Origin of the sequence: Streptomyces sp. V2I9 (genome assembly GCF_030817475.1) — a bacterium.
In the GTDB taxonomy this organism is placed as follows: Bacteria; Actinomycetota; Actinomycetes; order Streptomycetales; family Streptomycetaceae; genus Streptomyces.
The window spans coordinates 3,063,244-3,087,025 of sequence record NZ_JAUSZJ010000002.1; the positions used below are offsets into that span (position 1 = coordinate 3,063,244).

Consider the following 23,782-nt stretch of genomic DNA (forward strand, 5'->3'; position numbering starts at 1 on the left):
AAACTGCTTCCACGAAACCAGAGTTGGACCAGGCGTCCTCGCTCACGATCCGGCCCCCACCGCCTCGGAGGCACCTGCGGACCAGAAGTCGGAGTGGATGTTGGGGCGGGGGATGAACTCCATGCCCTCGTACAGCGGTGCCGTCGCCTGGCTGGTGGAGTCCTGCACTTCCGACTTCTGGACACAGGGCGTATCCACCTGGAAGAACGCTTGGCCCTTGCCTCCGATGCGAAGACTCATGCGGTACCCATCATTGGTCCGCGCATAGATGGCGGGGAACTCAGAACTGTTGTTCACTGCCGTCATTTGGTATCCGCTCTTACGCCAGAACCGATCGACCAGCCCGAGGAAGCTTCCTCTCCGCTCGGCCGAGATGTCCGTCATGACAACGCGCCTTCGTGTAACCTCGCACCGCCCCGTCGAGGTGAAGCCATGAGTCCAATGCACTTCCGGACGAATCTTCCGAAAAACCGCGTCAAGAATCGCATCGGACCGCACTGCGGCATCTTGCATATCCACGTAACTATCTTCTTTCTTGGCGCACCCCGCCAATAAGATGCCGACCGCGAGAATCAGCACCGGTGTTCGCATGTACAGCTTCACCTCGGCCGCTCCTGTTTGACTTCGTGTCCGCGTCCAGCAGCAATCAGCGCAATGCTGCCAGCAGACGAGGAGTCCAATTCAGGATCGAAATACTGCGAATGCGCGTCGAACGAAAGCGGCGGCCCCGGATCTACTGCGAAGCGGCGCCCTCCGAACTCCTCACTCGCCGGATCCGTCCCGAACCAGAGATCGCCACCACCGCCGTTCGTCAGGTTCCCCGCCAGAGAACCGACCGGACCCAGGGCATGCCCAAGTCCCGAGATCACCGCACGATCGCTTGCCGGGAGCTTGGTCACCACGTCGTTCTCCGCTGCACCTACGTACACGTGCCCCCTTCCCACTCCAAGATCTTCAGCATGATCCACACCCACACCAGGGCTGCCGACCAGGACAATGTCCGTCACACCAGGGATCCCTCCTTCCTCCTGCGTCGCCGCCCCGACTGTTCGTGACCCGTAGGAATGCCCGATAGCCGTTAGGTTCGGATCAGCGTGATCGTTCGACGCCACTAAGCCGGCCATAAATCCGTTGAAGGCATGACCACCGGTCTTCGCGGGCCCCGATCCGGCAACAGCTAAACTACTCCAGCCATCGGGGCTCTGCGGTGCGTCATATCCGAGCCAAGTGATCACGGCACTTGAATGATCAATCTCCCGTGCTGCGCCAGCAGTATCCCGTGCCCGCTTCAGATCCCCCTCAGCGAACTCCCTGTCCAACGACGTATTCAACCCCGGCACATAAGCAGCCACATTCCGCGACGTATCCGGGTTCCCGTACGAGACGATCGCTCGTCCATTGCCCTGGTCGCCGATGCCGAGCAGATACATCGGTGGCTCTCCCGGCTTCGTCCCCGCCCGCAACTGTCGGTCGATCTCCCGCAGCGCGGCGAGCTTGGTCGCCGCGTCCTCGCCGTCCTGGCCCTCCAGCTTCCCGATCAACAGGCGCAGGTTGTCCCGGTTCGCCGCGTCCCGTACCAGGGCCGGGATCCCGTCCAGGTTGCCGATCTGATCCGGGTACACCGCGAGGTACTCCTCGCGCTGCTCATCCGTCAGGCCCGCCCACCACGCCTTGCGTTCCGTCGGGCTCGCGTCGTGCGGAATGGCGTCCTTCAGGTAGCTGCGCGCCGCCTGCCGTACCGCCGCCGCGTCGGCCGCCGCGTCCGTCCACGTCGCCGTAGAGACGCCGAGGCCCTCCTGTGCCTTCAGCGACCGCAGGATCCTGGCGTACCGCCAGTCCGCATCAGCGGCCTCCCGTACGGCCTGCGCCACCCGGTCCGCGATGTCCTGGGCCTTGCCCGCGTTCGGGTTGGGCGCGACGAGACCCGAAGGGGCGACCATGCCCGGATTCGGGACCCCGGTGGCCGTCCCGCCCGGCAGCGGCTTCCCGTCGGCCAGGCCCTCACCGGCCGCGGGGTACGTCACCGACCCGTCCGCGTGCACCGTGAACCGCAGCGCCGCCGCATCGTCCAGCGCACCCTGCAACACCCGTTGATGGGCCTTGATCTCGTGGGCCAGGCTGTTCAGCGTGGTCCGCAACAGCCCGCACTCCGTATAGATGTACTGAAAGTTCGTCCCCAGCCTGCGCAGCCGCCACACGGCAGCGTCGACCGCCTCACCCTTCTGTGTTTCGCGCAGACCGGGCAGGAGCCGGCCCTCGACCCGGTCGCGGGCCGCATCGGCGCGGTTGCTCACCCGCCCCCAGCCGTCCGCCGCCTGCTCCAGCTCGGCGCACTTCACCTCACGTAATGCGGCCCAGGTCAGTGCGGAGCCCGTACCGCCGATCCGGCCGCTCACGACGCACCGCCCCCGTTCGGCATCACGGAAGGCGTCTTCACGCCGTCGAAGCCGCTTCTCACCGCCTCGTTGGAGCGGGACTGCCCCCGGACGGCTGCCCTCATGTTCCCGGCCAGGCTTCCGCACTCGCCGCGCGCCTGCTCGATGCGGCGCTCCCACGAGGCGCGCACCACGCCCAGCTCGGCCAGCGCGGCCAGGGCTCCGCCGCCTGCGGTCAGGCCCTGGTGGGCGGAACCCAGTTCCGCCCTCACCGGACCGAGGTGCGCCACCAACTGGTCGGCGCCATCGGCGGCCCGCAGCCACGGGCCACGGCTGTGCCGCAGATCGCCACCCCCTCCCGCACCCGGCACCCCCGCCGGCCCCACGGATCCTGGAACCCCCGCCGGACCCGCTGCCCCCACCGGCCCCGGCGCCCCCGCCGCTCCGACCGGCGGCCACAGCTGCTCCGATCCGCCGTTCGGCTGCCCGACCTCGGTCACTCCGCCCACGCCACCCACACCGCTCACCCCGTTCTCTCGATCGTGGAGCGGCACTGTGCCAAATCGGCGCTGCGCGACATGCCGTACGTCAACACCCCGTACACCGCGCTCCGGACGTACGTGGTCCCGTGGTTCCCGGCCCGGACGAGCGGGAACGCCGTTCCTGCCGGACCGCGCGGTTCACCCGAACGATGGGCAGGCGCTCCGGCGTGCGATCCGCGCGGCGCAGCTGGTCACGCTGCTCTCCCCCGGCCCGGTACGGCGGTGGGACGAAATGTTGCCCCCGTGGCCGCCGGTCATCGGCGGCCGCCCACCCGTGCGCCGGGGGCCGCCGTCGTACCGGGAAGCCGTCGAAGCCCTCGCGCTGACCGCGATCGGGGCCGCCAGCCGTGGTGGCGGACGCGCCCCCACCCGGACACGGTCCCCGTCGGCATCCTCCGGGTCGGCGTCAGCTACCAGCCGTCGGTTCTCCGGACCCGCCGCCCGGAGCCGGCGCCCTCTCCTGCTACCGCCGCACGACCACCGCCGCTCGCGCCCGCGTCGGCTTCCCGCAGCGCGCCGGCCCGAACAGGTTGCCGACCGGCGCACCGAGGGCTCTCGAACGGCGCATCCGAACACGCCGTGCTCCGTGAACGCTGCGACCGCATCCGGAACCCGTGGCCGCCGTCGTTGCTCCTGGTCACACCCCGTGATACACAGAGTGACCAGGTGTGCGTATGAGGAGTTGGGACGAGCCGCAGGTCAGGGTGCCCGCCCCGGTCAAACGTGCGAGATCCGGGTAAAGAGACCCCGGAAGGCGTCGTGCGAGCGCGGTTTCATCAGCGAAGATAGAAGGCGACCCGTGTCGGCCGGCACGGGCAGCGAACTACCCAACAGGGGCGGTGACTTACATGATCCTGGCAGCAGAGAAGGGCGACATCACCACCATCATCGGCGGAATCGCTCCGGACTGGGGGCCGTTCGGGACGCTGGGCAACGAGGCGCGCATCATGATCGAGGTGGTGATGGCCATCGCCATCCTGCTCTGCCTCGGCATCGCGATCTGGGGCGCTGCGAAGCAGCGGATCGGCGCGACGGCCCTGCGCGACACGTTCAGCGCGGAGCAGGGCAAGGGCCTGATCGTGGCCGGGCTGACCGGGGTCTTCATCATCGGCTCCCTGGGAACCTTGTTCACCATCGTGTACGGAATGGCCGTCTGACCCGCAGTCGGCCATTCCGCTCCGGGCCGTCCCAGCCCGTCCCCCACCGTCCGCCCGTCGTGCCCACCGACTGAGGTCGCGTTTCCCTGATGTCGAGTCACCCCACCGCGTTCGAGCGGCAACCAGCACAGCCGGCGCCGTCCTGCGCGGTTCCGCACACGACCGAGGGAGCGAACGCGGCATGAGTCCCGGTGACGAGCACGACTACCGTTCCGCGGACCGCGGGGGACGCTCGGACGACCCGTACAGCACGCTCGGCGGCACCCGCCAGACCCGCACCAGGCTGCCCGAGAGCGATGCGGGCCGTCCCCAGGCGCGCCCCGCCCGGAACTCCCGTTCCCTGGTGATGATCGTCGGCATCGTGGTCCTCCTCATCGCCGCCCTCGCCTTCGCCAACCGCGGCGGTGGCAGCGAGGACGACGCCTCACCCGGCGCCAAGGGCCGCGGCGGTGCGGGAAGCGCCCCCACCGCCGCCACCGGCACCAAGCCCGTCCAGGGCAAGAACGGCACGATCCCCTCCGGCTTCGCCCGCGACGAGCAGGGCGCGCAGAGCGCGGCGGCGAACTACGCGGTGGCGCTCGGGTCCGCAGAGATGTTCAACGCCGAAACCCGCCGCGGCATCATCGATGCCACGCACGATCCTGCGGTGGTGTCGAAGCTCCAGGCCGATCTCGATGCCGCCTATTCGCCCTCCTTCTACGCGAACGTCGGCCTCACGGAGGACGGAACCCCGCCCCCAGGGCTCACTTTCGTCTCAAGGACCGTGCCGGTCGGCACCAAGGTCGTCGAGACGAACGAGGACACGGCCACGGTCGAGGTCTGGTGCACCGGACTGGTCGGACTGGCCGGAGAAGGGGCCACGAAGCCCGTCACCGGCACATGGTTCACCATCACCCAGAAGCTCAAGTGGACTGCTGGGGACTGGAAGATCTCTTCGTCGAGCCAGACGGAAGGGCCGACGCCGGTCAACGGGGACAACCGTGCCTCGACAGCTGACGACATGGCAGACGCGGTCGACGGATACGGAGGCTTCACCTATGCCCGATAGCCAACGGTTCCGCAGGCTGATGCGGACCGGTATCTCAGCCGTCCTCCCTGCGCTCGCGATCGGCACGGCACCGCGAGCGACCGCCGCCCCGACGCCCACCCCGACCCCGTCGCCAAGTGGCAGCGAAAACCCCTGCGACCTCATCGTGGGGCCTCGCCCGTGACTACTGCGAGGACGGCGAGAACGCCCGCAGCGGCTCCACCGCCCGGTCCACGGACACCGACGCCCTCGACCCCCTCTCCTCCCTGGCCCGAGGCTGCGCCGACGCCGCCTCCTGGACCGTCGGCAAGCTCAGCGAGGCCGTCGAGTCCACGGCGAACGTCGACTTCACCAACCCCACGTTCCTCCAGCAGTACGCCGTCATCTTCGCGGCCTCCACCATCCTCACCCTCGTCCTCTGGCTGCTCGCCGTGGCCAAGCGCGCCATCCGCGGCGTGCCCCTCACCACCGCGATCTCCGAGGCCGTCGGGTTCCTCTGGCTCACCGTCCTCGCCTCGGCCTTCACCCCGCTGATCCTCTACACCATCGTCTCCGCCACCGACGGCGTCACCGAGGCCATCGCCTCCGCCACCGGCGGCCAGACCGACGTCTTCTTCGGCTCGTTCGCCGAAGCCCTCAAGAAGGGCGAGGACATCGGCGGCGGCCCGATCATGCTGATCGTCGTCTCGCTCGTCTCGGTCCTCGCCGCCGGCGTCCTCTGGCTGGAACTCGTCATCCGCGCCGCTCTCCTCTACGTCGGCGCGCTCCTCGGGATCGTCGTCTACGCCGGTCTCGTCGACAAGAACATGTGGGGCCACGTCCGCCGCTGGGCCGGCATCATGATCGCGGTGATCATGGTCAAGCCGGTCATCGTCATCGTCCTCGGCCTCGCCGGAGCGCTCTCCACGGGCGACGGTCCCGACGCCTTCTCCGCCGTCGTCTCCGGCCTCTCCATCATCCTGCTGGCCATCTTCGCCTCCGCCATGATCTACCGCTTCGTCCCCGGCTTCGGCGACGAGATCCAGGGCGCCCGCACCAACCGCAAGCAGGCCACCGACGGCTCCCAGGCCGCCGCCCTGATCAGCTCCCCGGCCGCCCTCGTCTCCCAGGGCATCAAGACCCACAGCGGCCGCACCGACCAGAACAGCGGCGGAGGCGGAGGCGCCCGCCCCGCCAACCCGGCCAGCGGCGGCGTCGCCGCCCACAGCTCCCGCCCCTCCGGCGGAGGCGGCGGAACCGGCGGCGGATCGGCCGCCCCCTCCCCCCGCAGCGGCTCCGCGCCCACCTCCGGCACCCCCCACAGCAGCCGCTCCTCCCGAGGCGGAGGCGGCTTCGGCACCACAGGTAACTCGAGCACAGGAGGTGGAGGGCGTTGACCACCCCGTCCCACACGATGGCGCCCCGCCGCACGTATCTCATCGGCCGCGCCCGGCCGAACGCGATCATCGGCAAGAACCGCGAGACCGGCGAGATCGCCCTGATCATCGTCGGCGCGTTCCTCGGCATGATGAGCGGGCTCCTCGTCCCGGTCCTCTCGATGCGCATCGTCTGCCTCGTGGGCTTTCCGATGCTCGCCCTCGCCGTCGTGTACGTCCCGTACAAGGGCCGCACCTTCTACAAGTGGTTCGAGATCAACCGCAGCTTCAAGCGCTCCCTGCGCCGCGGCACCGCCTACCGCTCCGGCGCCATGGAAGCGGGCATCAGCGCCACCGGCCGCGAGGTCGAGATCGGCCCGCCCCCCGGCATCGGCCGGATCAGCTGGCTCGCCGCCCCCTTCGGCCCCGACGAGATCGCCGTACTGCTCCACGCCGACCGGCGCACCGTCACCGCCGCCATCGAGATCGAGGGCCCCGGCGTCGGCCTCCGCGACAGCGAGGACCAGGAAGCCCTCGTCGACCGCTTCGGCACCCTCCTCAAGCACGTGGCCAACGGCGACGGCTTCGTCACCCGCCTCCAGATGCTCGCCCGCACCCTCCCCGCCGACCCCGACGCCCACGCCAAGGACGTCGCCCAGCGCGGCGACAAGAACGCCCCCGGCTGGCTCCAGGACTCCTACGACCAGCTCCAGTCCATGGTCTCCACCTCCAGCGAGCAGCACCGCGCCTACCTCGTCGCCTGCATGCACCACAGCCGTGACCTGGCCGCCGAGGCCAACGCCATGGCCCGCGCCGCCCCGCCCCCACGGCGGCCGCAAGCTCGACCGCGACGCCGGTCTCGCCGTCGTCATGGCCCGCGAGCTCACCGACATCTGCGCCCGCCTCGCCGAGGCCGACATCCGGGTCCGCCAGCCGCTCGGCCAGAGCCGGCTCGCCTCCCTCGTGCACTCCATGTACGACCCCGACCACCCCATCGACCACATCCAGGCCATGACCAAGCGCAACGCCTGGCCCGCCGAACTGGACGCGGTCGAGCCGACGTTCCTCCAGGCCAAGACCCGCGAGTCCACCACCCGCGCCCCCTGGTGCCACGCCACGGCCTGGGTGAAGGAGTGGCCGATGACCCCCGTCGGCGTCAACTTCCTCGCCCCGCTCCTCGTCCACACCCCCGACGTGATCCGTACCGTCGCCGTCTGCATGGACCTCGAACCCACCGAGGTCGCCATCGAACGCATGCTGACCGAGAAGACCAACGACGACGCCGAGGCCAGCCGCCAGGCCAAGATGAACCGCACGGTCGACCCCCGCGACATCGCCGCCCACGGACGGCTCGACCAACGCGGCGAAGACCTCGCCAGCGGCGCGGCCGGCGTCAACCTGGTCGGGTACATCACGGTGTCGTCCCGCTCACCCGAGGCCCTCGCCCGCGACAAGCGCACGATCCGCGCCTCCGCCGGCAAGTCCTACCTCAAGCTGGAGTGGTGCGACCGCGAGCACCACCGGGCCTTCGTGAACACGCTCCCGTTCGCCACCGGAATCCGCCGCTGACCCCGCGGCCTCCGCAGGAACGACACCCCACCCACCCGCGACACGAACCAAGAGAGGGCGCCCCCACCATGCGAGACCCCCTGTCCGCATTGTCGGAGGCCTTCACCTCCTTCCTCTTCGGCAAGGTGGAGACGACCCGCCTCCCCGTCCGTACGTCCACGGGCCAGGCCCAGGCCGTCTACCTCCCCACCGCCGCCCCCGGCCTCGGTGACTCCGGCGTGATCATCGGCCGCGAGGTCTACAGCGGCAAGGGCTACATCTACGACCCCTTCCAGCTGTACGGGCAGCAACTCCCCGCCCCCCACTGGCTCGTCCTCGGCGAGTCCGGCAACGGCAAGTCCGCGCTGGAGAAGACGTACGTGCTGCGCCAGCTCCGCTTCCGCGACCGCCAGGTCGTCGTGCTGGACGCCCAGGGCGAGGACGGCGTCGGCGAATGGAACCTCATCGCCCAGGAACTGGGCATCACCCCCATCCGCCTGGACCCCACCGCCGCGCTCAACGGCGGCATCCGCCTCAACCCGCTCGACCCCTCCATCACCACCACCGGCCAGCTCGCCCTCCTCCGCACGATCATCGAGGTCGCGATGGGCCACGGCCTCGACGAACGCTCCGGCTTCGCGCTGAAGGTGGCGCACGCCTTCGTCACCACCACCATCACCGACCGCCAGCCGGTCCTGATGGACATCGTGGAACAGCTGCGCCACCCCGAGCCCCGGTCGGCCGAGGCGATGAACGTGGACATAGACGACGTACGGGCCTGGGGCCTGGACGTCGCCCTCGTCCTGGACCGGCTGGTCGACGGCGACCTGCGCGGCATGTTCGACGGGCCCACGACCGTCGGCATCGACCTCGACGCGCCCCTCATCGTCTTCGACCTCTCGCACATCGACCGCAACTCGATCGCGATGCCGATCCTGATGGCCATCGTCGGGGTCTGGCTGGAGCACACCTGGATCCGGCCCGACCGCAAGAAGCGCATCTTCCTGGTCGAAGAGGCGTGGCACATCATCAACTCCCCCTTCGTCGCCCAGCTCTTCCAGCGCCTCCTGAAGTTCGGCCGCCGGCTCGGGCTCTCCTTCGTCGCCGTCGTCCACCACCTCAGCGACGTGGTGGACGGGGCCGCGGCGAAGGAGGCCGCCGCCATCCTCAAGATGGCGTCCACCCGCACGATCTACGCCCAGAAGACGGACGAGGCGCGAGCGACCGGCCGGGTCATCGGGCTGCCCCGGTGGGCCGTCGAGATCATCCCGACGCTCACCCCCGGCATCGCCGTCTGGGACGTCAACGGCAACGTCCAGGTGGTCAAACACCTGATCACCGAGGCCGAACGCCCCCTGGTCTTCACCGACCGCGCCATGACCGAGGGCTCGTCGGACGACCAGCTCCCCGACGACATCCGCGCCGCCGAGCTGGAGGCGGAGCAACGGGCGGCCCGGATCGAGCACCAGAAGCGGATGAACGAGTCGTCCGAGTCCACGGTGGCCTGACGTGGCACGTCAGCCGGTACGGGGCCAGGGCCCGGCCCATCACGACGGACCCCACGGCCACCGGGGCGAGGGCGGCATCCCGGACGGTCTGCTGATCGGCCTCCTGGGGTTGCTCCTCGCCGCCACCCTGGTCACCTGGACGGCCACCGGCCTGTCCGGTCTCCTCGCCCACGGGGCCTGGCCGGACGGCGTGACGTTCACCCGCGCCCCGCTCGCCCTGCGCGAACTGGCCACCTCCCCCCAGGACCTCTCCACCGCCTGGCCGGAGGCGTCCCGCACCCAGCTCTCCGGGTACGGCCTGTTCTGGGGCCTGTTCATCGGCGAACTGATGGTGCTGGTGGTCATCACGGTGTTCACGGTCGGCGTCGTGGCCCGCGGCCGAGCCGTCCGGGCACGCCGCCGCGAGGAACGAGTCCCGGACCCGTACGAGAAGCAGCGACGGGCACCTGAGGCGACCGGCCACGTCAGCGGGAACGGAAGCGAGAACGGGAGCGGAACCGGGAACGCTCCCCCGCACACCCCGGCGTACGACCACGGTCCGACGCACACCCCCGCCCCCGCCGCCACGTACGAGCACGAGTACGTATCGCCGCCGACCCCCGCATCCCCGAACGCCCCGGTGTCCACGCCCGCGTACGCGCCCCCGCCCCCCGGCGCGCATCAGCCGCCACGCTCCACCCCCGAAACCACCCTCCCCCAGCGCCTTCCCTCCCCGCGCACCCCCCTCCTCGTCTACGCACCCGCCGCCACCCGGCGCCCCACCGTCGTGCAGGCCGTCCATGACGCCGAGGGCCCCGCCCTCGTCGTCACCTCGGACCCCACCGTCTGGGCCGAGACGAAGGACGCCCGCGCCAAGGTCGGCCCGGTCCTCGTCCACGATCCGGGCCATCTCTGCGACACCCCGGCCCGCCTCCACTGGTCGCCCACCGCGGGGTGCGAGCTGCCCGGCACCGCCGACGCCCGCGCCGCCGCCCTGCTCGCCCCGGTCCGTCCGCGGGCCAGGATCGACGCGGCGGTCGCCGACACCGCGCAGACCCTCCTCCAGTGCTGGCTGCACGCCGCGGCGGTGGACGGCCGCCCTTTCCGCCAGGTCCTCCGCTGGGCCTCCGGCTCCGGCGCCCACGAACCCGTACGCCTTCTCCGTACGCACCCCAAGGCCGCGTCCGGGTTCGCCGGACTGCTGGAGTCCGCCCTCACCGCCTATCCCGAACGGCGGGAGGTGGCACAGGAACTGACGGTACGGGCGTTCGCCGCGCTGTCCACGGTCCACATCCGCGAGGCGTGCACGGCGAACCGAGCCGATTCCCTCGCGCTGGAATCTTTTGCCGCCGAAGGGGGAACGCTCTACCTGGTGGGCGAATCCATCGAGGATCCCCGCTCCCGCCCCGGCGCGATGCCCCTCCTCACCGCGCTGGCCGCAGACGTGGTCGAGCACGGCCGCCGCATGGCCGCACGGTCATCCGCCGGCCGGCTCGACCCACCAATGACGTTCGTCCTCGACGATGTCGCGGCCGTGGCACCCTTCCCCCAGCTCCCCGACCTCCTGACGACCGGTCAGGACCACGGCATGCCCGTCCTCGTGCTGCTCCGCTCCGAGGAACAGGGCCGAGCCCGCTGGCAGCACCCCCTGCACACTCCCGCACCAGGCACCGGATGATCCCCCTGCCCGGCCGACCCCACCGTTCACCAGGCCGCCGCCGAGGGGGTGGGGTGCCGTGCCGATGAGCCGGGCCGAAGCGGTCGCACGCGTGGAGCGGATCGTGGCGGGGGACTACCCGTCGGAGGACGAGCTGCACGGATGGCTGGAGGGCCTCGACAGAGCACTGGCCCGTCCGTCCGGCTACGTCAGCGACCCGATCCACTGGCCGCCGGCGGGTGAGCTCACGGCCGCCGAGGTGGTCGACCGGGCCCTGGCCTACCGGCCGATCGCCTTCTGACCGGGAGCAGCACCGACTACCGGAAGCCCCACCGCCGCGGCGCGGGCCGCCGAAGCCGCCCTACCCCTCGCGCCCGAGCACGTACTCCAGCTCCTGATCGCCCCGGTCGCCCGGAGCCGCGATCCGCCGGCCGGACGGGGTGAAGCCGAACTTCCGGTAGAAGGCGGCGGCCCGCGGGTTCTTCTCGTGCACGTAGAGGCGCACCCGCTCCATCCGGGGCGCGGACAACGACCAGGCCCACGTGACGGCTTCCCGGAACAGCGCGTCGGTCACCCCGGTCCCCCGCACCTCGGGCCGGACGAACACACCGACCACGTGCGCCTGGTCCACGGTGGCGGCCTCCCCGAACCGCACCTCGTCGTCCGGGCTCTCGACCAGCACGGTGACCGTCCCCACCCAGAAGCCCTCGGGCGACTCGGCGACGAACTGCCGGACCCGGCCGCCTCCGTCCTCGGCCGCACCGGCCGTACGCCCCTGCCAGAACGTGTCCGGTCGCGCCACCGCGTCCTCGTACGTCTCCAGGAACGCCACCGGAGCCGCCGGGTCCTTCAGCGCCTCCAACCGCAACTGCCGCGCCTGCGGCCACTCGTCGGCCCGCACGCCACGCACCACATAGTCCATGTCCCGATCCTCACCCTCACGCGCCCGACGTTCAACCGACTTGACCCGCCACCACCGGGCACCGAGCCGGGAAGAGCATGCCGGCAGAAACTGGTCCGGAACGCAGAAAAGCCCCGTGCCACAAGGCACGGGGCTTTCCCGGAAAAATTGTTCGGCGGCGTCCTACTCTCCCACAGGGTCCCCCCTGCAGTACCATCGGCGCTGAAAGGCTTAGCTTCCGGGTTCGGAATGTAACCGGGCGTTTCCCTAACGCAATGACCACCGAAACACTATGAAAATTTGAACACCGGGCAACAACACGGCCGTTCGTTATTTCAGAACTAACACAGTGGACGCGAGCAACTGAGGACAAGCCCTCGGCCTATTAGTACCAGTCAGCTCCACCCGTTACCGGGCTTCCACATCTGGCCTATCAACCCAGTCGTCTACTGGGAGCCTTAACCCTTCAAGAGGGTGGGAATACTCATCTCGAAGCAGGCTTCCCGCTTAGATGCTTTCAGCGGTTATCCTTTCCGAACGTAGCCAACCAGCCATGCCCTTGGCAGGACAACTGGCACACCAGAGGTTCGTCCGTCCCGGTCCTCTCGTACTAGGGACAGCCCTTCTCAATATTCCTACGCGCACAGCGGATAGGGACCGAACTGTCTCACGACGTTCTAAACCCAGCTCGCGTACCGCTTTAATGGGCGAACAGCCCAACCCTTGGGACCGACTCCAGCCCCAGGATGCGACGAGCCGACATCGAGGTGCCAAACCATCCCGTCGATATGGACTCTTGGGGAAGATCAGCCTGTTATCCCCGGGGTACCTTTTATCCGTTGAGCGACAGCGCTTCCACAAGCCACTGCCGGATCACTAGTCCCGACTTTCGTCCCTGCTCGACCCGTCGGTCTCACAGTCAAGCTCCCTTGTGCACTTACACTCAACACCTGATTGCCAACCAGGCTGAGGGAACCTTTGGGCGCCTCCGTTACTCTTTAGGAGGCAACCGCCCCAGTTAAACTACCCATCAGACACTGTCCCTGATCCGGATCACGGACCCAGGTTAGACATCCAGCACGACCAGAGTGGTATTTCAACGGCGACTCCACAACCACTGGCGTGGCCGCTTCACAGTCTCCCACCTATCCTACACAAGCCGAACCGAACACCAATATCAAACTATAGTAAAGGTCCCGGGGTCTTTCCGTCCTGCTGCGCGAAACGAGCATCTTTACTCGTAGTGCAATTTCACCGGGCCTATGGTTGAGACAGTCGAGAAGTCGTTACGCCATTCGTGCAGGTCGGAACTTACCCGACAAGGAATTTCGCTACCTTAGGATGGTTATAGTTACCACCGCCGTTTACTGGCGCTTAAGTTCTCAGCTTCGCCACCCCGAAAGGCAGCTAACCGGTCCCCTTAACGTTCCAGCACCGGGCAGGCGTCAGTCCGTATACATCGCCTTACGGCTTCGCACGGACCTGTGTTTTTAGTAAACAGTCGCTTCTCGCTGGTCTCTGCGGCCACCCCCAGCTCAAGCAGCAAGTGCTATCACCAGTGATGGCCCCCCTTCTCCCGAAGTTACGGGGGCATTTTGCCGAGTTCCTTAACCATAGTTCACCCGAACGCCTCGGTATTCTCTACCTGACCACCTGAGTCGGTTTAGGGTACGGGCCGCCATGAAACTCGCTAGAGGCTTTTCTCGACAGCATAGGATCATCCACTTCACCACAATCGGCTCGGCATCAGGTCTCAGACTCATATGCACGACGGATTTGCCTACCGTGCGTCCTACACCCTTACCCCGGGACAACCACCGCCCGGGCTGGACTACCTTCCTGCGTCACCCCATCGCTTACCTACTACAAGTCTGGTTCATCGGCTCCACCACTACCCTCAACTCCGAAGAGATCGGGCCGGCTTCACGGACTTAGCATCGCCTGATTCAGTACTGGGCGTTTCAAAGCGGGTACCGGAATATCAACCGGTTGTCCATCGACTACGCCTGTCGGCCTCGCCTTAGGTCCCGACTTACCCTGGGCAGATCAGCTTGACCCAGGAACCCTTAGTCAATCGGCGCACACGTTTCTCACGTGTGTATCGCTACTCATGCCTGCATTCTCACTCGTGAACCGTCCACAACTCGCTTCCGCGGCTGCTTCACCCGGCACACGACGCTCCCCTACCCATCCACACAGGCGTTGGCCCTATATGTGTGAATGACACGACTTCGGCGGTACGCTTGAGCCCCGCTACATTGTCGGCGCGGAATCACTTGACCAGTGAGCTATTACGCACTCTTTCAAGGGTGGCTGCTTCTAAGCCAACCTCCTGGTTGTCTCTGCGACTCCACATCCTTTCCCACTTAGCGTACGCTTAGGGGCCTTAGTCGATGCTCTGGGCTGTTTCCCTCTCGACCATGGAGCTTATCCCCCACAGTCTCACTGCCGCGCTCTCACTTACCGGCATTCGGAGTTTGGCTAAGGTCAGTAACCCGGTAGGGCCCATCGCCTATCCAGTGCTCTACCTCCGGCAAGAAACACACGACGCTGCACCTAAATGCATTTCGGGGAGAACCAGCTATCACGGAGTTTGATTGGCCTTTCACCCCTAACCACAGGTCATCCCCCAGGTTTTCAACCCTGGTGGGTTCGGTCCTCCACGAAGTCTTACCTCCGCTTCAACCTGCCCATGGCTAGATCACTCCGCTTCGGGTCTAGAGCGTGCAACTCAAACGCCCTGTTCGGACTCGCTTTCGCTACGGCTTCCCCACACGGGTTAACCTCGCTACACACCGCTAACTCGCAGGCTCATTCTTCAAAAGGCACGCAGTCACGACGCACCGAGCAAGCTCGATGCGCGACGCTCCCACGGCTTGTAGGCACACGGTTTCAGGTACTATTTCACTCCGCTCCCGCGGTACTTTTCACCATTCCCTCACGGTACTATCCGCTATCGGTCACCAGGGAATATTTAGGCTTAGCGGGTGGTCCCGCCAGATTCACACGGGATTTCTCGGGCCCCGTGCTACTTGGGTGTCTCTCAAACGAGCCGTTGATGTTTCAGCTACGGGGGTCTTACCCTCTACGCCGGACCTTTCGCATGTCCTTCGCCTACACCAACGGTTTCTGACTCGCCTCACAGCCGGCAGACTGTGAAAGAGAGATCCCACAACCCCGCATGCGCAACCCCTGCCGGGTATCACACGCATACGGTTTGGCCTCATCCAGTTTCGCTCGCCACTACTCCCGGAATCACGGTTGTTTTCTCTTCCTGAGGGTACTGAGATGTTTCACTTCCCCTCGTTCCCTCCACACTGCCTATGTGTTCAGCAGCGGGTGACAGCCCATGACGACTGCCGGGTTTCCCCATTCGGAAACCCCCGGATCAAAGCTTGGTTGACAGCTCCCCGGGGACTATCGTGGCCTCCCACGTCCTTCATCGGTTCCTGGTGCCAAGGCATCCACCGTGCGCCCTTAAAAACTTGGCCACAGATGCTCGCGTCCACTGTGCAGTTCTCAAACAACGACCAGCCACCCATCACCCCGCCCGAACAGGCGAGTTCACTGGGGCCGGCAACCGAAGGACAGCCACAATCGGCCGTACCCTCAGACACCCAACAACGTGCCCGACACGATCCATCCGTCTCCGCGTTCCACGCTCCGAGGAGCAGTACTGACAGAAACCGACCGACCGTGCCGAATAGTCAACGTTCCACCCATGAGCAACCAGCACCGAACACTCGCCGGTGTACTGGCCTCTGACCACACCCCGAAGGACATGGTGAGAAGTGCTCCTTAGAAAGGAGGTGATCCAGCCGCACCTTCCGGTACGGCTACCTTGTTACGACTTCGTCCCAATCGCCAGTCCCACCTTCGACAGCTCCCTCCCACAAGGGGTTGGGCCACCGGCTTCGGGTGTTACCGACTTTCGTGACGTGACGGGCGGTGTGTACAAGGCCCGGGAACGTATTCACCGCAGCAATGCTGATCTGCGATTACTAGCAACTCCGACTTCATGGGGTCGAGTTGCAGACCCCAATCCGAACTGAGACCGGCTTTTTGAGATTCGCTCCGCCTCGCGGCATCGCAGCTCATTGTACCGGCCATTGTAGCACGTGTGCAGCCCAAGACATAAGGGGCATGATGACTTGACGTCGTCCCCACCTTCCTCCGAGTTGACCCCGGCAGTCTCCTGTGAGTCCCCATCACCCCGAAGGGCATGCTGGCAACACAGAACAAGGGTTGCGCTCGTTGCGGGACTTAACCCAACATCTCACGACACGAGCTGACGACAGCCATGCACCACCTGTATACCGACCACAAGGGGGGCACCATCTCTGATGCTTTCCGGTATATGTCAAGCCTTGGTAAGGTTCTTCGCGTTGCGTCGAATTAAGCCACATGCTCCGCTGCTTGTGCGGGCCCCCGTCAATTCCTTTGAGTTTTAGCCTTGCGGCCGTACTCCCCAGGCGGGGAACTTAATGCGTTAGCTGCGGCACCGACGACGTGGAATGTCGCCAACACCTAGTTCCCAACGTTTACGGCGTGGACTACCAGGGTATCTAATCCTGTTCGCTCCCCACGCTTTCGCTCCTCAGCGTCAGTAATGGCCCAGAGATCCGCCTTCGCCACCGGTGTTCCTCCTGATATCTGCGCATTTCACCGCTACACCAGGAATTCCGATCTCCCCTACCACACTCTAGCTAGCCCGTATCGAATGCAGACCCGGGGTTAAGCCCCGGGCTTTCACATCCGACGTGACAAGCCGCCTACGAGCTCTTTACGCCCAATAATTCCGGACAACGCTTGCGCCCTACGTATTACCGCGGCTGCTGGCACGTAGTTAGCCGGCGCTTCTTCTGCAGGTACCGTCACTTGCGCTTCTTCCCTGCTGAAAGAGGTTTACAACCCGAAGGCCGTCATCCCTCACGCGGCGTCGCTGCATCAGGCTTTCGCCCATTGTGCAATATTCCCCACTGCTGCCTCCCGTAGGAGTCTGGGCCGTGTCTCAGTCCCAGTGTGGCCGGTCGCCCTCTCAGGCCGGCTACCCGTCGTCGCCTTGGTAGGCCATTACCCCACCAACAAGCTGATAGGCCGCGGGCTCATCCTTCACCGCCGGAGCTTTCAACCCCGTCCCATGCGGGACAGAGTATTATCCGGTATTAGACCCCGTTTCCAGGGCTTGTCCCAGAGTGAAGGGCAGATTGCCCACGTGTTACTCACCCGTTCGCCACTAATCCACCCCGAAGGGCTTCATCGTTCGACTTGCATGTGTTAAGCACGCCGCCAGCGTTCGTCCTGAGCCAGGATCAAACTCTCCGTGAATGTTTACCCGTGATCGGGTGCACACCACGAGAGCGGAACAACCGGTCGGAATAAGACCCGTTGTTCACAGCGTCCTCGCTGTGTTGTCGCCCACCGGCCACCGAAGTGACCCTGTGGGACTTTTCAAAGGAACCACCAACCTGCACCAGGTGCAGGCCGGGGTATCAACATATCTGGCGTTGACTTTTGGCACGCTGTTGAGTTCTCAAGGAACGGACGCTTCCTTCGGTCCCGTTTCACCGGGCCCCTCCGGGCGCTTCCCTTCGTTTACTGCTTTGTCCTGCTGTCTTGCGTTTCCGACTCTATCAGACTCTTTCGTGTCCGATTCCCGGTCGAAGCGGGGCCGCTTTCCAGGTCCTTCGCTTTCGCGTTTTCCCTTTCCGGCGAGTCCGACTCTATCAGATCCTTTCGGGCCTGATTCCCAGTCAGCGGGGTTTGCCTTCCCGGCTGTTGGGCCGTTCCGACGCCCAAACTCTAGCGGATTCCCCCGGCGGCTCATAATCGGGCCTTCGTCATGAATTCCGGCATGCCGAAATCATCCCGAGTGGGAGATCGTGCTGAAGTTTGATTGCCGCGTTCGCGGCGGGATGGCTGCCCCGGAACCGTCCGGCTCCGTGACAACTCGGAGAACACTACGCAACCACCAAGGGTGTGTCAACCCTCCCCAGGTGGCCTCCGCGCCCGCTCCGCGATCCTTCCGGTTCCGGCCGTCAGTCCAGGTCGGTGAGGCGGCCGCCGGCGTCCGGTTGGGCGTGCTCCACCCTGCGCAGCAGGCGGACCAGCAGTTCGCCGAGGACTCCGCGTTCGTCGCCGGAGAGGTCCTGGAGGAGGTCCTCCTCGAAATCGGTCGCCATGCGCATCGCCTCGAGCCACTTCGTACGGCCTTCGTCGGTCAGCTCGACGATGACGCGGACCCGGTTGTTCTCGTCGCGGTCGCGGGTGACCAGGCCCTCGCCGGCCATCCGGTCGATGCGGTGCGTCATGGCCGCCGGAGTGAGGCCGAGGCGCTTCGCCAGCTCGCCGGGGCCCAGCCGGTAGGGAGTGCCCGAGAGGACCAGGGTCTTGAGGACCTCCCACTCGGCGTTGCTGATGCCGAGCGCGGCGAGCTGCCGCCCGTACGCGACGTTCATCCGGCGGTTCAGCCGGCCCAGCGCGGAGACGACCTGTTCGACCTGGGGGTCGAGGTCGCGGAACTCGCGCTGGTACGCGGCGATCTGTTCGTCGAGGCTCGGCTCGCCGACGGCGGGCTCCTCGGTGCTCTCGGACATGGCGGGCAGTATGGCACGCCCCCTCGCCCTGAAGTCCTTCATCGTGAAGTTTTCACCTTCGAAGTTTAGTGCTAAAGTCTTCGAGTCTGATTTCTTACGGGTCGGACCCCGTTCCCCGGCGATCCGGCGATCGGTCCTTCGAGATCTTGAGGTAGGTGAGTGTGACCAGGGAGATGGGCGCAGCGCTGCGGCGGATCCAGCTGGGCAGCGCGCTGAGCGCGTTCGGGCTCGGGTTCACCGTTCCGTACCTGTACGTCTACGTGGCGCAGGTGCGGGATCTGGGCGCCGGGACGGCGGGAGTCGTCCTGGCCGTCTTCGCGATGGCGGCGCTGGCCGTTCTGCCGTTCACCGGGCGGGCCATCGACCGGCGGGGCCCGTTGCCCGTGCTGCTGGTGGCCTCCGGTCTGGCCTCCGTGGGCGCCGCCGCCCTGGGATTCGCGAGCAGCGTTCCGGCGGCCGTGCCGGCCGCCGCGATCCTGGGCGCGGGCACCGCCGTCATGCAGCCGGCCCTCGCCACGATGCTCGTGTGGTGCTCCAGCGCCGCGACCCGGACGCGCGCCTTCGCCATGCAGTTCTTCCTGCAGAACCTCGGCCTCGGCCTCGGCGGACTCGTCGGCGGGCAGCTGGTGGACGTGAGCCGTCCGGCGAGCTTCACCCTGCTGTTCCTGATCGAGGCCGCGATGTTCGTGGTGCTCGGTGTCACCGTGACCACGGTGCGCATGCCCCGTCCCGCTGCGCTCGGCGGCGTGCGGCCCACCGACGCGTCGGCCGCGAAGGGCGGCGGGCTGCGCGCGCTGCTCGCGCACCGGGCCATGGTCCAGCTGTGCGTGCTCGGGTTCGTGCTGTTCTTCGCCTGCTACGGGCAGTTCGAGTCCGGCCTGGCCGCGTACGGCACGGAGGCCGCCGGGATCGATCCGTCCACCCTCGGCTTCGCGCTGGCCGCCAACACCGCGGTCATCGTCGTCGCGCAGTTCGTCGTGCTGCGGCTCGTGGAGCGGCGGCGGCGCACGCGGGTCATCGCCGCGGTCGGCCTGATCTGGGCGTTCGCCTGGATCGTGGCGGGGTACGCGGGTCTGGGCCATGGCAGCCGGACCATGGCGACGGCCGCGTTCATCTCGACGTACGCGCTGTTCGGGCTGGGTGAGGCGATGCTGTCGCCGACCGTCGCCCCGCTGGTCGCCGATCTGGCGCCGGAGTCGATGGTCGGGCAGTACAACTCGGCGTTCGCCCTGTGCAAGCAGCTCGCGCTGGCGGTCGGTCCGGCCGTCGGCGGTCCGATGGGGGCATCGCTGCACGGTCCGTACATCGTGACGTTCGTGCTGTTCTCGCTGGGCATCACGGTGCTCGCGCTGCGGCTGGGACGCCGGCTCACCCCCGTACAGGATCAGCCGTCGCTCGCCCACGTGCCGTCGCGGGTGGTGGCGGTGTCGCTGCCCGAGGGCGGAGAGGTCGTGGGGAACGCTCCGGCTCCCGCCGCGGCCGCCTCTGCCCCGGCCGGTCACTGACCGGGGCCCCGGCCCCCCTGTTCCGTGTTCGCCCTGCTCACTGCGGCAGGGCGAACTCGCACCAGACCGCCTTGCCGCCCCCCGGAGTACGGCGGCTGCCCCACGAGGTGGCGATCGAGGCGATGATCGAGATGCCGCGTCCCGCCTCGTCCGCCGGTTCGGCCTGGCGGCGGCGCGGCAGGTGGTCGTCGCCGTCGGTGACCTCGATGATCAGGCGGCGGTCCGTACGTCTCAGCCCCAGGCGCATCGGCGGTGTGCCGTGCTGGAGGGAGTTGGCGACCAGCTCGCTGGTGGCGAGCACGCCCAGATCGCGCAGCTCGACCGGGAAGCGCCAGGAGGTCAGCACCCCGGTGGCGAAGGCGCGGGCGCGCGGGGCGGCCTCGATACCGCCCAGGAGGTCGAGCGCCGCGTTGTGGAACAGCTCCGCGTGCGCCCCCGTGCGCGCGGGGTGCTGGACGACCAGGACCGCCACGTCGTCGTCGTGCTCGGCGGTCACGCCGAGGGAGCGGATCAGCCGGTCGCAGACCACCTGCGGTGAGCCCTTGGCGCCGGAGAGGGCGCGGGCCAGGGCGGCGACGCCCTCGTCGATGTCTTCGCTGCGCCGTTCGACCAGCCCGTCCGTATAGAGGACGGCGGTGGAGCCGGGCGGCAGCGCGATCGTCCCGGAGGTGTGCACCCAGCCGCCGGTGCCGAGCGGAGGGCCGGTGGGGTCGGCGGCCCGGTGGACCGTGCCGTCCTCGTCGCTGACGAGGATCGGGAGGTGCCCGGCGGAGGCGTAGACGAGCTGCTCCTCGTTGGGGTCGTGGACGGCGTAGACGCAGGTCGCGATCTGGCTGGCGTCGATCTCGGCGGCGAGGACGTCCAGCAGCTGGATGACCTCGTGCGGCGGGAGGTCGAGGCGGGCGTAGGCGCGGACCGCCGTGCGGAGCTGTCCCATCACGGCGGCGGCCCGGACCCCGCGGCCCATCACGTCGCCGATGACGAGGGCGGTGCGCCCCGCGCCGAGGGTGATGACGTCGTACCAGTCGCCTCCGACGGCGGCGTCGGTGCCGCCGGGCTGGTAGGTGGCGGCGATACGGAGGTCGTCGGGCTGCTCCAGCTCCTGCGGGAGCAGGGAGCGCTGGAGGGTGACGGCCGTCTCGCGGTGGCGGCGCTCGCTGGTGCGCAGGCGTTCGGCGGCCTCGGCGTGGTCGGTGACGTCGGCGGCGTAGACGAGGACGCCCTTCTCTCCGGCGACCGGGGTGCAGGTGACGGTGTACGAGCCCCCTCCGGGGGTTCTGCGGGACTTGACCGTGCGGGCGGTGCCGCTGCGCAGGACCTGGTCGAGCAGGGGGAGCACGCTGAGCTGGGCGAGCTCGGGCATGGCCGCGGCGGCGGGGACGCCGGACGGGCGGGGGCCGAACGCGGTCGCGTAGGCGTCGTTGACGTAGGCGATCCGGTGGTCGGGGCCGTGCAGCAGGGCGACGGGGGCGGGGAGCCGGCCGAGGATCTCGCAGGCGGACAGGTCGTCGAGGGCGGGTCCGGGGACGGCCTCCGGCGCGGCGTGGTCGCCGGGCGCCGGGGAGGCGTCGTCCGGCGGGGCGGGCGAGCCGTCCGGGCGGGCGGACTCGGCTCGGGCGGCCGGCACAGGACTGCGGTCGTCCCGTGCGGCGGCGGCTCGGCGCTGCGTTCCGGGAAGGCGGGCGCTCCAACGCGTGAAGTTCACGGTATTTCTGGCCTCGTGTGTCGGTCTGGTCCGCTCGGGCGGGCTGCTTCTTCTGCCGTTGTTCGGTGCACCGGGGGCCGTCCCCCGGGAAGGCGCAGCCGGGCCTCGTCGTGCTGGCGGTGCGTCGCTGCTGGTCACTGTTGGTCACTGCCGACCGGGTCACTCTGTGCAGGTGTGGGCCCACCTATGGTCACACGTCCAGTGTGACCGACCGTACTGACAGTTGCCGTTCCGCCGCCCCGTCGACGGCCCGTCAGCAGTCCTTCAGCCGCCCGTCCGACGGTGCTCCGGCGGTTCCTCCCCGTCTCCGGGGCGGCCGGGGCGGGGAATCTCCGGAGTGACGGAGCCGCCCGCCGCGAGGGCGAACTCGGCGCGGGGGTGCTCCAGCGAACCGAGGGAGACGATCTCCCGTTTGAAGAGGCCGGACAGGGTCCATTCGGCAAGGACGCGCGCCTTCCGGTTGAACGTCGGCACCCGGCTGAGGTGGTACACGCGGTGCATCAGCCAGGCCGGGTAGCCCTTGAGCTTGCGGCCGTAGACATGGGCGACGCCCTTGTGCAGGCCGAGGGAGGCGACGGACCCGGCGTACGCGTGCCGGTACTCCTCCAGCGGCCGGCCGTCGATCGAGGCGAGGACGTTGTCGGCGAGGACCTTCGCCTGGCGCACCGCGTGCTGGGCGTTGGGCGCGGTCTCGCGCCCCGGTTCCGAGGCTGTCAGGTCGGGTACGGCCGCGGCGTCGCCGGCGGCCCAGGCGTGCGGCGTGCCCTCGACTCCGAGGGAGGCGGTGCAGCGGAGCCGGCCGCGTTCGGTGAGGGGCAGGCCGGTGGCGGCCAGCAGCGGGGCCGGTCTGACGCCCGCGGTCCAGACGAGGGTCCGGGTGGGGAAGCGGGAGCCGTCGCTGAGGACCGCGACGCGGTTCTCGCAGGTGTCGAGGCGGGTTTCGAGACGGACGTCGATGTTGCGGCCGCGCAGCTCGCCGATGGCGTACGTGCCCATGGCCTCGCCTACCTCGGGGAGGATGCGCCCGGAGGCCTCGACGAGAATCCATTTCAGGTCGGCCGGCTTGATGTTGTGGTAGTACCGCGCGGTGTACCGGGCCATGTCCTCCAGCTCGGCCAGCGCCTCCACGCCCGCGTAGCCGCCGCCGACGAAGACGAAGGTCAGGGCGGCGTCGCGGATCGCGGGGTCACGGGTGGCGGAGGCAATGTCCATCTGTTCGATGACGTGGTTGCGCAGCCCGATGGCCTCCTCGACGGTCTTGAAACCGATGCCGAATGCGGCCAGGCCGGGAATGGGCAGGGTGCGCGATACGGACCCGGGGGCGATGACGACCTCGTCGTACGCGATCTCCTGGGTCCCGGTGCCGTCCTCGGCGGTGGCGAGGGTGGCGACCGTCGCGGTCCGCTCGGCGTGGTCGAGCCGCCGGACCTCGCCGATGACGATCCGGCAGTCGTTCAGGACGCGGCGCAGCGGCACGACGACGTGGCGCGGCGAGATCGAGCCGGCGGCCGCTTCGGGGAGGAAGGGCTGGTACGTCATGTACGGCTCGGGCGTGACGACCACGATCTCGGCGTCGCCGCTTCTCAGTCTCCGCTTCAACTTCCGCTGGAGACGCAGCGCTGTGTACATCCCGACGTAGCCGCCGCCGACGACGAGAATGCGTACACCTGGCCGGGTGCCGGGGGCCGTCCCCCGGGAATCTGGAGCCATCACCACCCCATGACGCAACGGAGTCAGTGGTTTGTCCACAGGCCCGGCAAATTGTGTGACCGGAGTGCTCTCAGCGGCGCCCGGTGCCCGTGCGCGGCGCGGGACCGCAGCCGCGCAGGTCAGGCGCTACGCAGGGGGTGGCCGAGAGGGCGTTCTCCCTGCGTGCACCGGAGCTTGGCCCGTCCGGGGGCCGCCTCATGCGGAACAACCCCCTTCT

The 23,782-nt window shown here is 67.9% G+C and carries 13 protein-coding genes, 3 rRNA genes and 2 pseudogenes; 8 read left to right on the top strand and 10 right to left on the bottom strand.

What is annotated here, in order from left to right:
• Positions 1 to 42 precede the first annotated feature (42 nt).
• The 3 genes from QFZ71_RS13415 to QFZ71_RS13425 are packed head-to-tail and all read right to left on the bottom strand — an operon-like array spanning position 43 to position 2,761.
• Positions 43 to 603: a hypothetical protein gene (locus tag QFZ71_RS13415; protein ID WP_307668467.1), complete on the bottom strand. Its 561-nt coding sequence runs from the start codon at positions 601 to 603 to the stop codon at positions 43 to 45.
• Positions 600 to 2,396, bottom strand: coding sequence for an alpha/beta hydrolase (locus QFZ71_RS13420; protein WP_307668468.1), 1,797 nt, complete (start codon positions 2,394 to 2,396; stop codon positions 600 to 602). Before QFZ71_RS13420 ends, QFZ71_RS13415 begins: the two co-directional genes overlap by 4 nt.
• Positions 2,393 to 2,761, bottom strand: a complete 369-nt coding sequence (locus tag QFZ71_RS13425) for a hypothetical protein (RefSeq protein WP_307668469.1) — start codon at positions 2,759 to 2,761, stop codon at positions 2,393 to 2,395. The genes QFZ71_RS13420 and QFZ71_RS13425 overlap by 4 nt, the downstream gene beginning before the upstream one ends.
• Before the next feature lie 1,004 nt (positions 2,762 to 3,765).
• Between QFZ71_RS13425 and QFZ71_RS13430 the strand changes: the two genes are divergently transcribed.
• The 7 genes and pseudogenes from QFZ71_RS13430 (at position 3,766) to QFZ71_RS13460 (ending at position 11,449) form a co-directional block, all read left to right on the top strand.
• Complete coding sequence (locus QFZ71_RS13430; protein ID WP_003968086.1) at positions 3,766 to 4,074, top strand: hypothetical protein; 309 nt, start codon at positions 3,766 to 3,768, stop codon at positions 4,072 to 4,074.
• A 181-nt stretch (positions 4,075 to 4,255) separates the two neighbouring features.
• Entirely contained in the window at positions 4,256 to 5,122 is an 867-nt protein-coding gene (locus QFZ71_RS13435; RefSeq protein ID WP_307668470.1) for a hypothetical protein, read from the top strand.
• Positions 5,112 to 6,477, top strand: a pseudogene (locus QFZ71_RS13440) (hypothetical protein). Before QFZ71_RS13435 ends, QFZ71_RS13440 begins: the two are co-directional and overlap by 11 nt.
• A 17-nt stretch (positions 6,478 to 6,494) precedes the next feature.
• Positions 6,495 to 8,025: pseudogene (locus QFZ71_RS13445) on the top strand (SCO6880 family protein).
• A gap of 68 nt (positions 8,026 to 8,093) precedes the next feature.
• The gene (locus tag QFZ71_RS13450; RefSeq protein ID WP_307668471.1) at positions 8,094 to 9,512 is read left to right on the top strand and encodes an ATP-binding protein; all 1,419 of its coding nucleotides are present in this window, start codon (positions 8,094 to 8,096) and stop codon (positions 9,510 to 9,512) included.
• Between the two features lies 1 nt (position 9,513).
• Positions 9,514 to 11,169 carry a type IV secretory system conjugative DNA transfer family protein gene (locus QFZ71_RS13455; RefSeq protein ID WP_307668472.1) on the top strand — a complete coding sequence of 552 codons (1,656 nt, stop codon included), beginning with the start codon at positions 9,514 to 9,516 and terminating at the stop codon, positions 11,167 to 11,169.
• A 64-nt stretch (positions 11,170 to 11,233) separates the two neighbouring features.
• On the top strand, positions 11,234 to 11,449 hold the full coding sequence (locus QFZ71_RS13460; RefSeq protein ID WP_307668473.1) for an e9imm peptide: 216 nt from the start codon (positions 11,234 to 11,236) through the stop codon (positions 11,447 to 11,449).
• A 60-nt stretch (positions 11,450 to 11,509) separates the two neighbouring features.
• Here the strand turns inward: QFZ71_RS13460 and QFZ71_RS13465 are convergent, their stop codons facing one another.
• The 5 genes from QFZ71_RS13465 to QFZ71_RS13485 all read right to left on the bottom strand — a co-directional run bounded on the left by QFZ71_RS13465 (position 11,510) and on the right by QFZ71_RS13485 (position 18,645).
• Entirely contained in the window at positions 11,510 to 12,070 is a 561-nt protein-coding gene (locus tag QFZ71_RS13465) for a GNAT family N-acetyltransferase (RefSeq protein WP_307668474.1), read from the bottom strand.
• Between the two features lie 149 nt (positions 12,071 to 12,219).
• Positions 12,220 to 12,336 (bottom strand): 5S ribosomal RNA (gene rrf / locus QFZ71_RS13470).
• 78 nt (positions 12,337 to 12,414) lie between these two features.
• Positions 12,415 to 15,540: ribosomal RNA gene (locus QFZ71_RS13475) — 23S ribosomal RNA — on the bottom strand.
• Between the two features lie 311 nt (positions 15,541 to 15,851).
• Positions 15,852 to 17,377: ribosomal RNA gene (locus tag QFZ71_RS13480) — 16S ribosomal RNA — on the bottom strand.
• Together the 16S, 23S and 5S rRNA genes form the textbook arrangement of a ribosomal RNA operon.
• 710 nt (positions 17,378 to 18,087) lie before the next feature.
• On the bottom strand, positions 18,088 to 18,645 hold the full coding sequence (locus tag QFZ71_RS13485) for a MarR family winged helix-turn-helix transcriptional regulator (protein WP_307668475.1): 558 nt from the start codon (positions 18,643 to 18,645) through the stop codon (positions 18,088 to 18,090).
• A 173-nt stretch (positions 18,646 to 18,818) separates the two neighbouring features.
• On the opposite strand from QFZ71_RS13485, the gene QFZ71_RS13490 reads away from it, so the two are divergent.
• Positions 18,819 to 20,150 carry an MFS transporter gene (locus tag QFZ71_RS13490; RefSeq protein WP_307671447.1) on the top strand — a complete coding sequence of 444 codons (1,332 nt, stop codon included), beginning with the start codon at positions 18,819 to 18,821 and terminating at the stop codon, positions 20,148 to 20,150.
• Between the two features lie 37 nt (positions 20,151 to 20,187).
• Here the strand turns inward: QFZ71_RS13490 and QFZ71_RS13495 are convergent, their stop codons facing one another.
• Together QFZ71_RS13495 and QFZ71_RS13500 are read right to left on the bottom strand one after the other, a co-directional pair.
• Positions 20,188 to 21,855 (bottom strand): SpoIIE family protein phosphatase, encoded by a 1,668-nt coding sequence (locus tag QFZ71_RS13495; RefSeq protein ID WP_307668476.1) that lies wholly within the window; start codon positions 21,853 to 21,855, stop codon positions 20,188 to 20,190.
• Between the two features lie 264 nt (positions 21,856 to 22,119).
• Complete coding sequence (locus tag QFZ71_RS13500) at positions 22,120 to 23,565, bottom strand: NAD(P)/FAD-dependent oxidoreductase (protein WP_307668477.1); 1,446 nt, start codon at positions 23,563 to 23,565, stop codon at positions 22,120 to 22,122.
• Positions 23,566 to 23,782: the final 217 nt, after the last annotated feature.